Origin of the sequence: Amycolatopsis nigrescens CSC17Ta-90 (genome assembly GCF_000384315.1) — a bacterium.
Lineage (GTDB): Bacteria > Actinomycetota > Actinomycetes > Mycobacteriales > Pseudonocardiaceae > Amycolatopsis > Amycolatopsis nigrescens.
The window spans coordinates 2896190-2908675 of sequence record NZ_ARVW01000001.1; the positions used below are offsets into that span (position 1 = coordinate 2896190).

The 12486-nt window shown below is 70.9% G+C and carries 12 protein-coding genes; 7 read left to right on the forward strand and 5 right to left on the reverse strand.

Annotation, left to right across the window (positions count from 1 at the left end; all coding sequences use genetic code 11):
* Positions 1-4: 4 nt before the first annotated feature.
* Together AMYNI_RS0113345 and AMYNI_RS44470 are read left to right on the forward strand one after the other, a co-directional pair.
* Positions 5-1099: a DegT/DnrJ/EryC1/StrS family aminotransferase gene (locus AMYNI_RS0113345; RefSeq protein ID WP_157357345.1), complete on the forward strand. Its 1095-nt coding sequence runs from the start codon at positions 5-7 to the stop codon at positions 1097-1099.
* On the forward strand, positions 1096-1671 hold the full coding sequence (locus tag AMYNI_RS44470) for an acyltransferase (protein WP_020668518.1): 576 nt from the start codon (positions 1096-1098) through the stop codon (positions 1669-1671). Before AMYNI_RS0113345 ends, AMYNI_RS44470 begins: the two co-directional genes overlap by 4 nt.
* A gap of 49 nt (positions 1672-1720) precedes the next feature.
* On the opposite strand, the gene AMYNI_RS0113355 is transcribed toward AMYNI_RS44470, so the two are convergent.
* Positions 1721-2410 carry a glycoside hydrolase family 75 protein gene (locus AMYNI_RS0113355; RefSeq protein ID WP_020668519.1) on the reverse strand — a complete coding sequence of 230 codons (690 nt, stop codon included), beginning with the start codon at positions 2408-2410 and terminating at the stop codon, positions 1721-1723.
* Between the two features lie 200 nt (positions 2411-2610).
* Here AMYNI_RS0113355 and AMYNI_RS47195 point away from each other — a divergent pair, with 200 nt between their 5' ends.
* Positions 2611-3438, forward strand: a complete 828-nt coding sequence (locus tag AMYNI_RS47195; RefSeq protein ID WP_020668520.1) for a class I SAM-dependent methyltransferase — start codon at positions 2611-2613, stop codon at positions 3436-3438.
* 45 nt (positions 3439-3483) lie between these two features.
* Here the strand turns inward: AMYNI_RS47195 and AMYNI_RS0113365 are convergent, their stop codons facing one another.
* From AMYNI_RS0113365 to AMYNI_RS0113380, 4 genes are read right to left on the reverse strand one after another with little or no spacing between them, the layout of a single operon-like run.
* Complete coding sequence (locus AMYNI_RS0113365; RefSeq protein ID WP_020668521.1) at positions 3484-4911, reverse strand: lipopolysaccharide biosynthesis protein; 1428 nt, start codon at positions 4909-4911, stop codon at positions 3484-3486.
* Positions 4908-6137, reverse strand: a complete 1230-nt coding sequence (locus tag AMYNI_RS0113370) for an ArnT family glycosyltransferase (protein WP_020668522.1) — start codon at positions 6135-6137, stop codon at positions 4908-4910. Before AMYNI_RS0113370 ends, AMYNI_RS0113365 begins: the two co-directional genes overlap by 4 nt.
* On the reverse strand, positions 6134-7456 hold the full coding sequence (locus AMYNI_RS0113375) for an O-antigen ligase family protein (RefSeq protein ID WP_245574173.1): 1323 nt from the start codon (positions 7454-7456) through the stop codon (positions 6134-6136). Before AMYNI_RS0113375 ends, AMYNI_RS0113370 begins: the two co-directional genes overlap by 4 nt.
* 14 nt (positions 7457-7470) lie before the next feature.
* Entirely contained in the window at positions 7471-8226 is a 756-nt protein-coding gene (locus AMYNI_RS0113380) for a YveK family protein (protein ID WP_020668524.1), read from the reverse strand.
* 221 nt (positions 8227-8447) lie between these two features.
* Here AMYNI_RS0113380 and AMYNI_RS0113385 point away from each other — a divergent pair, with 221 nt between their 5' ends.
* From AMYNI_RS0113385 to AMYNI_RS44480, 4 genes are all read left to right on the forward strand, one after another.
* A complete protein-coding gene (locus AMYNI_RS0113385; RefSeq protein WP_020668525.1) occupies positions 8448-9671 on the forward strand; it encodes an MFS transporter in 1224 nt (407 codons plus the stop codon).
* Entirely contained in the window at positions 9668-10654 is a 987-nt protein-coding gene (locus tag AMYNI_RS0113390) for a TolB family protein (RefSeq protein WP_020668526.1), read from the forward strand. Before AMYNI_RS0113385 ends, AMYNI_RS0113390 begins: the two co-directional genes overlap by 4 nt.
* A gap of 61 nt (positions 10655-10715) precedes the next feature.
* On the forward strand, positions 10716-11591 hold the full coding sequence (locus AMYNI_RS0113395; RefSeq protein ID WP_157357346.1) for a right-handed parallel beta-helix repeat-containing protein: 876 nt from the start codon (positions 10716-10718) through the stop codon (positions 11589-11591).
* On the forward strand, positions 11588-12433 hold the full coding sequence (locus AMYNI_RS44480) for a glycosyltransferase (RefSeq protein WP_020668528.1): 846 nt from the start codon (positions 11588-11590) through the stop codon (positions 12431-12433). The genes AMYNI_RS0113395 and AMYNI_RS44480 overlap by 4 nt, the downstream gene beginning before the upstream one ends.
* Positions 12434-12486: the final 53 nt, after the last annotated feature.

Here is a 12486-nt window from a genome sequence, read left to right on the forward strand (position 1 = left end):
CACAGTGCCCGGGATTCCTTTGGTAGACCTGGCCGTCCAGCACGACCAGGTGGCCGACGAGGTGGCGCTCGGCTGGGCGGAAGTGCTGAAGGCGACGTCGTTCGTCGGCGGGCCGCAGGTTTCCGCCTTCGAGCAGGAGTTCGCCGAGTTCTGCCGGGTCGCGCACTGCGTCGGCGTCGGCAACGGCACGGACGCGGTGGAGCTGGCGCTGCGCGCGTTGCGGATCGGTCCCGGCGACGAGTGCGTGCTGCCGGCCAACACCTTCATCGCCACCGCCGAGGCGGTGGCCAGGACCGGCGCGAAACCGGTGCTGGTGGACTGCGACCCGGAGACCGCGCTGCTGGACGCGGACGCGGCGCGGGCCGCGGTCGGGCCGCGCACCAGGGCGATCGTGCCGGTGCACCTGTACGGGCAGCCGGCGCCGGTCGAGCTGCTCGACGGGCTCGGCGTGCCGGTGGTGGAGGACGCGGCGCAGGCACAGGGCGCGCGCCGGCACGGGGTGAGCGCCGGCGGGCTCGGTGACCTGGCGGCCACCAGCTTCTACCCTGGCAAGAACCTCGGCGCGTACGGGGACGCCGGCGCGGTGCTGACCTGCGACGCGGAGTTCGCCGAGCGGGTCCGCTTGCTGCGGGCGCACGGGTCGCCGCGCAAGTACGAGCACGCCGAACTCGGCTTCAACAGCAGGCTGGACACGCTGCAGGCGGTGGTGCTCTCCGCGAAGCTGCGCCGCCTCGACGGCTGGAACGCGGCAAGGCGTGCGGCGGCCGTCCGGTACGACGCGCTGCTCGCGGACCTGCCCGAGGTGCGGCGGCCGGTGGTGCTGCCCGGCAACGAGCCGGTCTGGCATCTGTACGTGGTGCGGGTCGCCGAGCGGGACAGAGTCCTCGCGCAGCTGAACGCGGAGGGCATCGGGGCCGGCGTGCACTACCCCACCCCGCTGCACCTGACCGGCGCGTTCGGCTCGCTCGGCCACGCCGCCGGTTCGTTCCCGGTCACCGAGCGGCTGGCCGGGGAGATCCTGTCGCTGCCGCTGTTCCCGGAAATCACCGCCGCACAACAAGAACGGGTGATCGACGTGCTTTCGGAGGCTGTTCGATGACGGTCGCGACCGGGGTCAGGGTGCACCCGCAGGGCCTGTGCGAGAGCGAAGAAGTCGGTACGGGCACCCGGATCTGGGCCTTCGCGCACGTGCTGCCGGGGGCGCGGATCGGCCGGGACTGCAACATCTGCGACTGCGCGTTCGTGGAGACCGGCGCGGTGCTCGGCGACCGGGTGACGGTGAAGAACGGCACCCTGGTGTTCGCCGGGGTGACCTGCGAGGACGAGGTCTTCCTCGGGCCGAACGTGTTGTTCACCAACGATCTCCGCCCGCGGGCGCACATCCGCAAGGGGCCGGACGAGCTGGTGTCCACTTTGGTCCGGCGCGGGGCTTCGCTTGGCGCCGGGACGGTGGTGGTGTGCGGGATCGAGATCGGCCCCTACGCCTTCGCGGCGGCTGGCTCGGTGGTGACCCGTTCGGTGCCCGCGCACGCCTTCGTCGCCGGCAACCCCGCTCAGCTCAAGGGCTGGGTCTGCGCCTGCGGCCTGCGCCTGCCCGAGTCACTGCGCTGCCCCGACTGCTTCACCACCTACACCCACACCCCCTCCGGCCTGGCTCCCAACATGCCGTGAAGGGCACCTTGCCTACCTTCAACGTAGGCAAGGTGCCCTTCACGGACAGTCAGTTGGAGTGGACGAACTGGGTGGCGAGGGATTCGCCGGTGGAGACGGCCTTGCCCTTGTCCTCGATCGGGGACACGACGGAGTCCTTGAAGCAGATGTACGTGACGCCCGAGTCGGTGCCGCCGTTCTTCGGGTCCGGGTTGATGCCGAGCGCCTTCGCGGCGGCATAGGACGCTTCGCCGATGATCGCGGGCGGGCCGGTGTCGCCGATGACGGCGTACTGGATCTTGTTGTTGTAGATCACCGCACACGACCCGCCGCCCTTGAGCCCGGCGGCTGAGTAGTCCCAGGTGCCGCTCACGCTCGGCACCACCACGAAGGGCAGGTCGGCGGCGTTCAGCGGCTGGCCGTCGGACTGCTCGAACGCGGTTTCGGGCAGGAAGCAGCAGTCGGTGTCCTCATTGCACTGGGCGGTGCGCTGGCCGTCGCAGTCGATGTCCATGTCGCCCTTCCAGAACACCGCGCCGTTCGCGCCGCAGACCGGGATCGTCCGGCCGGCCTCCTCGTCGCTCTTGTACTCGCCGTTCGAGATCTGGTCGCAGCCCTGCACCTTCGCCAGCAGTTCGGCGGCGGTGGGACCGGCCGTGACCTGCGGGCCTCCGGCCGGTGCGGGTGCGGCGCTCGCCACCGCGGCCGGCACCAGGGCCCCGACCAGCAGCAGGACCGCGAGCAGGATGTGCTTGCGCATGACGTCTCCCCAAGTTAGGAAACTTTACTTACTTAACGAAGCGCACCCAGGATGCGCCCCAGCGTGAGCGAACTCAAGACCTTGCCGGAAAGATCCGTTTTCGTCCCGCCGCAACCCAATCGTGCCGAATCCCGGCTAACCACCGCCCCCGCGGCCCCGATTCACCAGGTGGAACGGTTTCCCTTGCGACAAGGAGCACCATGACGACGATCGACTGGCGTTCGAGGGCGAAGACGGCGCGGGACCGGGCCGAAGACGTGGTGACCAAGGTGACCCGGATGCCGCCGCGCCGGATCAGGGGCGACATTTCCCCGCTGTGGCTGGACTTCGCCAAGACCGGGCAGGACCAGGTCGGCTTCCTGACCGAGCTGTGCGGCCTCACCGCCGGCCACCGGGTGCTCGACATCGGCTGCGGGGTCGGCAGGCTCGCCGTCCCGCTCACCGGGGTGCTCGGCACGAAGGGCCGGTACGACGGGTTCGACGTGCTGCCGTACATGATCGACTGGTGCACCAGGAACATCTCCCGCACGCACCCCAACTTCCACTTCCAGCACGCCGACGTGCGCACCTCGATCGGGCACGACGCGGGCGTGGACGCCGCGGACTACGCGTTCCCGTACGAGGACGACGCGTTCGATCTCGCCTACGCCGGCTCGCTGTTCACCCATCTCACCCCGGACGGGGCGGCGAACTACCTCACCCAGATCGCGCGGGTGCTGCGCCCCGGCGGGGTTTTCGTGTCCACCTGGAACATGTACAACGCCGAGTCGGAGCGGCTGCTGCCCGGCCGCAGCCTGGACAAGGCGTGGCCGCACGCGCGCGGTTCGCACCGGCTCAAGGAGGCCGCGCACCCGGAGTCCAATGTGGCCTTCGACGAACTCTGGTTGCGGCCGCAGTACCGGGATTCCGGGCTGCGCATCGTGGAGCCCGTCCGCCCGGACGCCACCTACTCGCCGCTGCGCGTGCCGGCCCGCATCGAGGCTTCGCACCTCTGGTACACCTGCACGATCATCGCCCTCAAGCCCTAACCGACGGTCGTGAGTGAAAAGTGTTGCTGGAACAACACTTTTCACTCACGACCTCTTCAGTGAATGGCGCAGGGGCCAGACGACCACGGCGTAAGTGGCGAGGCCGAGCGTTCCGCCCAGCACGAGCTGGCCGAAGCCGGCCGGGGTGAGCATCCGGACGCCGAACACCACCGCGGCCATCAGCAGGCAGCCCAGCACCGGCAGTTTCACCGCCGCCGCCAGCACCCGCGCTCGCACCCCGGTCCGGCACACCGCGAACACGAAGGCGGGCAGCACCAGCAGCACGGCCACCGCCGCATGCGCGATCGCGACCCCCTGGATCCCGCCGAGCAACGCCCCCACCGGCAGCGCGATGCCGAGCGACACCAGCCAGCCGCCCTGCAGCCACAGAGTGGTCCGCGACCGGCCCAGCGCGACCAGGAAGTCGTAGCCGAGCTCGCCGGCCACCCGCACCACGCCGAGGATCACCAGGAACTGCAGCACCGACGCGGATTCCGACCACTTCGTGCCGTACAGCGTGGTGACCACCGGCAGCGCGAGCAGCCCGAGCAGCGCGCAGACCGGCAGCGTGGGCACCGCCAGCAGGGTGGCCATCCTGGCCAGCACGCTCTCCCGCTCGGCCTCGTCCTCCTGCACCCGCGCGAACGCGGCCAGCGAAACCCGGCGCACCACCAACGAGAACATGTTCACCGGCCAGCTGGCCAGGTTGAACGCCTGGAGGTAGAAGCCGAGCGCGACCGCGCCGAGCATCCGCCCGGTGATCACGTAGTCGATGTTCAGCATGGCCACCAGCAGCAGGCTCGACCCGGCCAGCGGCAGCCCGAACCGGAGCAGCTCACGCGCGCACGCCGGGTCGAACCCCGGCCGCGGCCAGCGGCGCACCAACGTGAACAGCACGATCGACGCGGTGACGTTGCCGGCAAGCTGACCGCCGGCCAGGCTCCACGCGCCGTGCCCGGTGGCCGCCAGCGACACCGTGACCCCGGTGGTGACCAGCAGGTTGGCCAGGTCGACCAGCAACCGGATGCCCTGGCGGAACTCGCGGTTCACCAGTTGCGCGATCGGCGCGGTCAGCCCGTCCACCAGCACCGCGACGCAGAGCAGCCGCACCACCCCGGTCGCGTCCGCGGCGCCAAGCGCCTTGGTGAAGGCGGGCGCGCCGAAGTAACAGGCCGCGTAGAGCAGGCCGCTGGAGATCATCGAAATGGTGGTGACGGTCGGCAGGATCCTGGCCGGGTCGCCTGGCCAGCGCACCACGGCCAGGCTCACCCCGAGCTCGTTCAGCGACAGCAGCGCGATCAGCGCGACGAAGGCGACCGCGTAGACGCCGAAGTCGGCCGGGGAGAGCAGCCTGGCGAGCACGATCCCGGTGGCGAACGTGCCGACCTTGCTGAGCACCGTGTTCAGCGCGCTGAAGCTGAGCGCGCGCCGGATCGGGGACTCGGCCCGCCGGTGCCTGCCGGTGGTGGTCATGCCACCCGCTCCCGATCTCGCAGAAGTCGCAACAGCTGCACGGCGCAGGAGGCGGCGAGCAGGATGGTCAGCGCGTCCAGCGGCACCCGGAACCGGACCCTGGTGAAGAAGACCGCGAGCAGCAGCACGTTCAGCACGATCACCGCCAGCGCCAGCTTTTCCACGCCCCGCAACGGAAACCGGCGGGCGAGCAGCAGCCGCAGCCCGGCCAGCGCGAGCACCGGGTAGTAGCTCAGCGCGGCCAGCAGGTCCGAGGCTCCCTGGCCGGTGGTCTTCAGCGAGTCGCTGTGCACGAAGTTGTGCGCCACCTTCCCGGCGTAGAGCACGGCGGCGTCGCCGGGATTCGCGGTGATCCACTCCACCGCGGAGTCCCGGTAGAACTCGTCGATGCCGACCTCGTCCAGCCGGAGCTCCTTGGCGCGGGCGTCGTACGCGGAGATGTCCACCGATGTCCCGCTGCCCGGCGTGGTGCCGGGATTGTTGCCCAGCAACAGGTTCACCCCGTTGTTGGTGGACACCGGGATCAACGCGTGCAACTGGACCGCGTTGCGCACGCACCACAGGCCGGGCAGCACCGCGGCCACCGCCACCAGCAGCGTCGCCGCACGCCAGCCGCCGCGACGGCGCCACACCAGCGCGAAGACGACCAGCAGCAGCGTCGGGCCGAACGAGGGCACGGTGACGGTCAGCAACCCGGCCGACAGTCCACTGAGGACGGTGTCGCGCAGCCGGTGCGCACCGTCGCGGGCCCGCAGCCCGCACTCCAGCATGGCCAGCAGCAACAGCAGCGCCGGGAGCTGCGGGTACAACGCGGTGGCGGTGTACACCAGCAGCGGCGAGCAGGCCAGCACCACCGCGGCCAGCGCACCGGCGGCCGCGGAACCGGTCCGGCGGCCGAGCAGGTACAGCAGCCACACCGAGCCGGCAAGGCAGGCCACCCCGATCAGCCGCAGGGCGAACACGCTGCCGCCGGTGAGCAGGTGCACCGGCAGCAGCAGGAACGAGTAGCCCGGTGGCCGGTATGCGGTCGCGTTGCCGTCCACCGCGTAGCCGTGCCCCTCGACCATCGACCTGGTCAGTTCCAGGTAGACATGCTCGTCCAGGAACCGCAGCTCGCCGCCGAGCAGCACCGCGTACCCGCCGCCGAGCACCAGCGCGAGCAGCACCGCGGACAACGCGATCCTGGCCGCCTGTTCGTCCAAAAAGGACAAAATCCGGGCGGTCATCGGGTCCGCTCCCCGGCCCGGACCGCGCGCAGCAGCGCCCCGCTCGCGCCGACCAGCACGAAGGTCAGCCCGGTCGCGGTGGAAAACCACAGCAGGTCGAAGGTGGCCGAACCGAGCATCACGATGGACAGGCAGGCGATCAGCGTCAGCGCCAGGTCGCGCACCACCGGGTCGTCGCTCAGGCTGCGCACCTTGGCCGCCGCGTAGACGCCGCCGAGGAACAGCAGCGCCAGCGCGACCAGCCCGATGTACCCGTTCGACACCAGGGTGCCGAGGTACTGGTTGTCCAACGGCCCGTACCGCTCGGCGAGGTAGGTGCCGTTGCCGCGGCCGAGCAGCGGATGGCGGGCGATGTACTCCCCCGCGCTGACGTAGTCGTCGGTGCGGCCGGTGATGCTCGGGTCGGAGTCGATGTTGTCGAACAGGCTGTACAAGGTGCCGATCAGGCCGGGCACCACCATCCGCAGCACCACCACGAACCCGGCCGCGGCGATCAGCGCCTGCACCCGGCGGCGGCCAGGCCAGCCGGCCAGCAACACCAGCCCGCCCAGTGCGAGGCCGAGAATGGCGGACCGGGACAACGAGGTCATCGCGCCGGCGGCGATCAGCGCCAGGCAGGTCCACCAGTGCAGCGCCCTCCGGCCGGCGTCGCGGGTGCGGTAGGCGTAATGCGCGGCCAGCGGCACCCCGATCGCGCAGACCACGCCGAACTCGATCGGATGCCCGGCCGTGCCGGACGGGCGGCGGAACTCCGAACGGGCCAGCACGAACCCGTCCTCGGTGGCCGGGCGCAGGCCGGGAATGCTGAGGAACCGGGTCAGGTCCAGGTTCACGGTGAACTGGAGCAGGCCCACCACGGCCACGAAGGTGATGCCGAGCACGGTCAGCTTGAGCAGGCTGTCCAGCCTGGCCAGCCCGCGCACCCCGTCGCAGACCGCGATGCCGACGCAGATCATCGAAATGGTGACCACGAAGGTCCGATCCGCGCTGTCCAACTCGTCGGCCGGCAGGTAGTTGCGGGTGGCGTAGCCGTAGGTGGCCAGCTGCGAAACCGCGTACAGGAACAGCACCGTGCGCGCGAGGTTGCGGCCCTTGGCCACCCCAAGCGTGGTGACCAGCTGGCAGCAGAACCAGAACAGCCCGAGCCCGATGCCGAACAGGGTGGCCGGGGTGATCGACATCGGCAGCCCGCCGAACACCAGCCGCGCCGGGATGACCAGCAGGATCAGCACGAACACGACGGCGAGGGTGGCGCCGTCGGCCCGCTGTGGCCGCTGGGTCGGTGCGGCCGGCCCGGCGGCTTGCCGGACGGCCACCATCTCCGGCACCGCGCTCAGCCCTGGTCGCGGGAGACCGGGCGCAGCCGGACGGTCGGATGGCCGTTGGCGGGTTGCTGAGCGCCCGGCTCCGGCGGGGGCGGCAGCGGCCGGTCGGGCTCCGGCTCGGGTTTCGGTTCCTTCCGGCGGCGCGCGTCGGAGAAGCTTTCCCAGCCGTACGCGGCACCGAGGCTGGCCACGAAACCGAGCACCAGCGCCACCGCGGCGAACCGGGTCTTGCCACCGGTCTTGGCCTCGGCCGGGGTCGGGGACACCACCTGGCTCGCCTTGATGAAGGTGGTTTCGGGTGCGTTCAACGCCTTCTGCCGCTCGGTCAGCTCGGCACGCGCCCGTTCCAGCACCGTGGTGACGATGCCCCGCGCCTCGTCCGGGGTCCGCGCGTTGGCCACCACCACGATGAACGGCCCGGTCAGCTGACCGCTGCCCACCTCGTACTTGGCGGTACCGCCGGAACCGAGCACCTGCTCGGCGATGGACGGGTCCTGCAGGGTCTGGATGATGATCTGCGCGGAGGTGTTCAGGCTGCCGTCGAAGGCCAGCAGTGGGTTCACCAGGTCGACCGCGCCCGCGTCGTCCCCGGACGACGCCCTTGCCCCCTCGGCCGAGGAGGTCAGCACGATGGTGCCGGTGGACTCGTAGTCGGTGTCCACCGAAACGTAGACCCCGGCGGCGAGGCCGAGCGAGATCAACAGCACCGGCACCGCGATGTACCAGCGGCGCAGCAGGACGCCAAGGGTCTTCCAGAAATCCATCTCGTCCCCGATTCCAGGCGCGGTGTCAGCACTGGAATCGCAGCGACAGGCACTTCGTTACGTGATCACGGGTTGCATACTGTTGATTTCAGTCAAAGCGTTAGGCCATTTGGTGAATGCGCGGTCGTTACCAAACTGCCGCTAACGGCCCAGTGCCACCCGCCGATTAGCTCTTCGAACGGCGACTTTTGGGCTCGTTGCCCCTTTTCCAGGAGGTACGTATGTACGTTGCCTCCCGGCCTGTCCCGGTCGCCGGGCCGAAACCGCGCGGTGGCCGGATTTCCGGCACCGTACTGGCACTGGGCACGGTCAGCCTGCTGACCGATGTCTCCGCCGAAATGGTCACCGCTTTCCTGCCGGTTTACCTGCTGTACACGCTGCAGGTCGGCTACGTCCAATTCGGACTGCTGGACGGGCTCTACAACGGCGCCACCGCGATTCTCCGGCTGGTCGGCGGCTACACCTCGGACCGGATCGGCAGGCCCAAGTTCGTCGCCCTGTTCGGCTACGGGATCTCCGCGGTGACCAAGGTGCTGTTCCCGCTAGTCGGCGGTTCGGCGCTCGGTATCGGCGGGGTGCTGGCCGTGGACAGGGCGGGCAAGGGCCTGCGCACCGCGCCGCGGGACGCGCTGATCTCCTTCGTCACCCCGCCGGCACAGCTCGGCCGGGCGTTCGGCGTGCACCGCGCGATGGACACCGTCGGCGCGCTGCTCGGGCCGCTGCTCACCTTCCTGCTGCTGGCGAAGCTCGGCTCGTCGCCGACCCCGGTGTTCGTGGTGAGCTTCTGCTTCGCGCTGCTGGGCCTAATCGTGCTGGCCGCGTTCGTCCGCGAGCGGCCGGTGCCGGCGGGACGGCCGAAACTTTCCCTCCGGCGCGGACTCGGAGTGCTGCGGGACCGGACCTTCCGGCGCGCGTGGATCGCCGCCAGCCTGCTCGGCCTGGTCACCATCAGCGACGCGTTCGTGTTCGTGGTGCTGCAAAAGGTCGCCGGGGTACCGATCGGCCTGCTGCCGCTGCTGCCGCTGGGCACCGCGCTGGTGTTCCTGCTCGCCGCCGCCCCGCTGGGCGCGCTGGCCGACCGCGTCGGGCGCTGGCCGGTCTTCTTCGCCGGGCACGTGCTGCTGCTGCTCGTCTACTGCGCCCTGCTGCTGCCCGGCGGCGGCTATCCGATGGTGGGGGCGGTGCTGCTCGCGCACGGCGTGTTCTACGCCTGCACGGACGGCGTGCTGATGGCCTACGCCGGCAGCCTGGTGCCGGAATCCGCGCGCGGCACCGGGATGGCCGTGCTCCAGACCGGCCAGGCCGTCGCCAGGCTCAGTTCCTCGCTGGTCTTCGGTTTCCTGCTGGCCGGCCTCGCCACCGGCACGGCGGTGCTGGTGCTGGCCGTCGCGATGGCCGTGACGCTGGCCGTCACCGGCCCGCTGGTCCGGGAGCGTGCGCGATGAACTGGCTCGTCCGCAACCGGATCTGGCTCGGCGTGGCCGCGATCGTCGCGGTGCTGCTGACCGGCGGCGGCTACCTGGTCTGGACCTCGTCCGGGCGGCAGGCTGGCGCCACCGCACCGGCACCGGCCGCGGGCGACCTCAGGTTCGTGGACCTCGCGGACGGCCAGGACCGGGTGGTGCAGGTCCGGGCGGACGCCCCGGACGGCCCGCGCGCCGGCACCGCGCTGCGCTGCCAGCGGGTGTACGAGTCGGCCGGCCGCACGGTCTGCCTCCGGCTCGCCGGGCCGGGGCCCAGCTACCAGGTCGCGGTGCTCGGCGGCGGCGACGAAGGCGGCGGCGAACTGCGCACCGTCGGCCTGCCCGGCATCCCCAGCCGCGCCAGGATCTCCGCCTCCGGCCAGGTGGTGTCCTGGACCTCCTTCGTCACCGGCGACTCCTACACCGTGCCCGGCGGTTTCTCCACCCGCTCCGGCGTGCTGGACTTGCGCACCGGCGAGCTCACCGAGTCGCTGGAGCACTTCGCCGCCACTTTGGACGGTGTGCCCTACCGCGCGGCAGACGTGAACTACTGGGGCATCACGGTCGCCGGGGACGACCGCACCTTCTACGCCACCCTGGCCACCAACGGGCGGACCTGGCTGGTCCGCGGCGACCTGGTCACGCGCACGGTGACCGGCCTGCGGCAGAACGCCGAATGCCCGTCGCTGTCCCCGGACGGCAGCAAGGTCGCCTACAAGAAACGGCTCAACCGGCTCGGCCAGTGGCAGCTCGCGGTGCTCGACCTCGGCAGCGGCGAGGAACGGCTGCTGCCGGATACCACCGGCATCGACGACCAGGCCGCCTGGCTGGACGAGCACACCCTGGCCTACGGCGCGCAGCTGCGCGGGCGGCAGAAGAGCGCGGTGTTCTTCGTGCCGGCGGACGGTTCCGCCGGCGGACGGCTGGTGCTGCCGGACGCCGCTTCCCCGGCGCCGGTGCAGTAAAGGACTGAGAGGACCGGAGATGCGGATCAGGCTCGTCCTCACGGCGGTGTGTTGTGCCGCCGTGACACTCACCGGCTGCGCGCCGGGCGTCCCGGCCGCACTGCCGCCACCCCCGTCCACCGCACCACCGGTGGTGCCCGCCGCGATGCGGCCGACCGGCTGCATCCAGGTGCCCAGCGCCTGCGGCTACCCGGACTCGACGAACACCGGCTGGCGGCCGACCGGGATCACGCTCACCACCGACGGCATCACGCTGACCGACGAGGGCGAGCTGATCCTGGACCAGCCGGGCGCGATGGTCGACGGCAAGGACATCGAAGGCTGCGTGTCGGTCAAGGCGGACAACGTGGTGATCATCCGCAGCCGCATCCGCTGCCCCAGTTTCTTCCCGGTGCGCGTCTACGAGGGATTCCGCGGGGTGGTGCTGCAGAGCGTGGAAATCGACGGGCTGAACTCGCCGACCGGGAACGCGGCGGTGGGCTTCGACGGGTACGCAATTCGCAATTCGGACATTCACCACGTGCAGGACGGTCCGCATCTCGGTGGTGACGTGCTGATCGAGAATTCCTACGTGCACGATCTGGTCGGCTGCGACATCTGCCACAACGACACCATCCAGTCCAATGGCGCGCGCAACGCGGTGCTGCGGCACAACACCTTCTCCAACCAGGCCGGCGGAAAGAACGCGGTGGTCCGGATCGCCACCGAGCAGGCGCCGGTCTTCGACTTCACGGTGGAGGACAACCTGCTGGCCGGTGGCAACTACGCGTTGCAGGTGCGCAGCCAGGGCCACGGTTTCCCGCAGAACGTGCGGGCGGTGCGCAACCGGATCGTGCCGGACTGGCGGTTCGGCCCGTTCGACGTCACCGGGGGCACGATCTTCGCCGAGGGCAACTACTCGGACGACACGCTGGCGCCGATCGAGGTGCCGCGGTGAGCCCGCTGGCCGCGGTGGTGATCGCCGCGCACAACGAGGAGGCGGTGATCACCCGCTGCCTCGACGCGCTAACCGGGGCCGCACGGCCGGGCGAACTGGAGGTGGTGGTGGTCGCCAACGGCTGCACCGACCGCACCGCCTGGCTGGCCCGCGCGGCGGGCGCGCGAGTGCTGGAAACCCCGCTGCCCGGCAAGGCGGCCGCGCTGGTGCTCGGCGACCGCGAATGCACCGCCTTCCCCCGCGCGTACCTGGACGCGGACGTGGAACTGAGCACCGAGTCGCTTCGGATCCTTTGCCGCGCACTGGATTCCGCCGGACTGCTGGCCTGCTCGCCGTCCCCGCGGCACGAGCTGGCCGGGGTGTCCGGCACCGCCGCCCGCTTCCACCGGGTGACCGACCGGCTGCTCGGCGGCCGGCGCGGGCTGACCGGCGCCGGGGTGTACGTGCTGAGCGAGGCCGGCCACCGGCGGGTGTTCCCGCTGCCGCCGGTGCTCGCGGACGACGGCTACGTGCACCGCAGCTTCCGCGCCGGCGAGCGCGCGCAGGTCGCCGCGGCCGGCTCCGTGGTGCGCCCGGCACGGCGGATCGGCGCGGTGATCCGGCGCCGGGCCAGGGTCCGGCTCGGCAACGCGGAACTGGACCGGCTCGGCCTGCCGCCGGGCGGGCCGGCGCTTCGGCCGTCGGACCTGGCGACGCTCCTGCGGCGCGGCGAAACCACGCCGTGCGACGCGCTCGTATTTCTCGGCGTACTCGCAGCCGAAAGGATGCTGGCCCTTTGGCGCAATTGGCGGGGGGCTGCGTCCATTTGGTCTCCTGACCGCACGGCACGCACCGCAGAGTAGATAAATGCGGGCGATATCGTTACCAAGTTTCACCTGAATTCACCTGGTCTTCG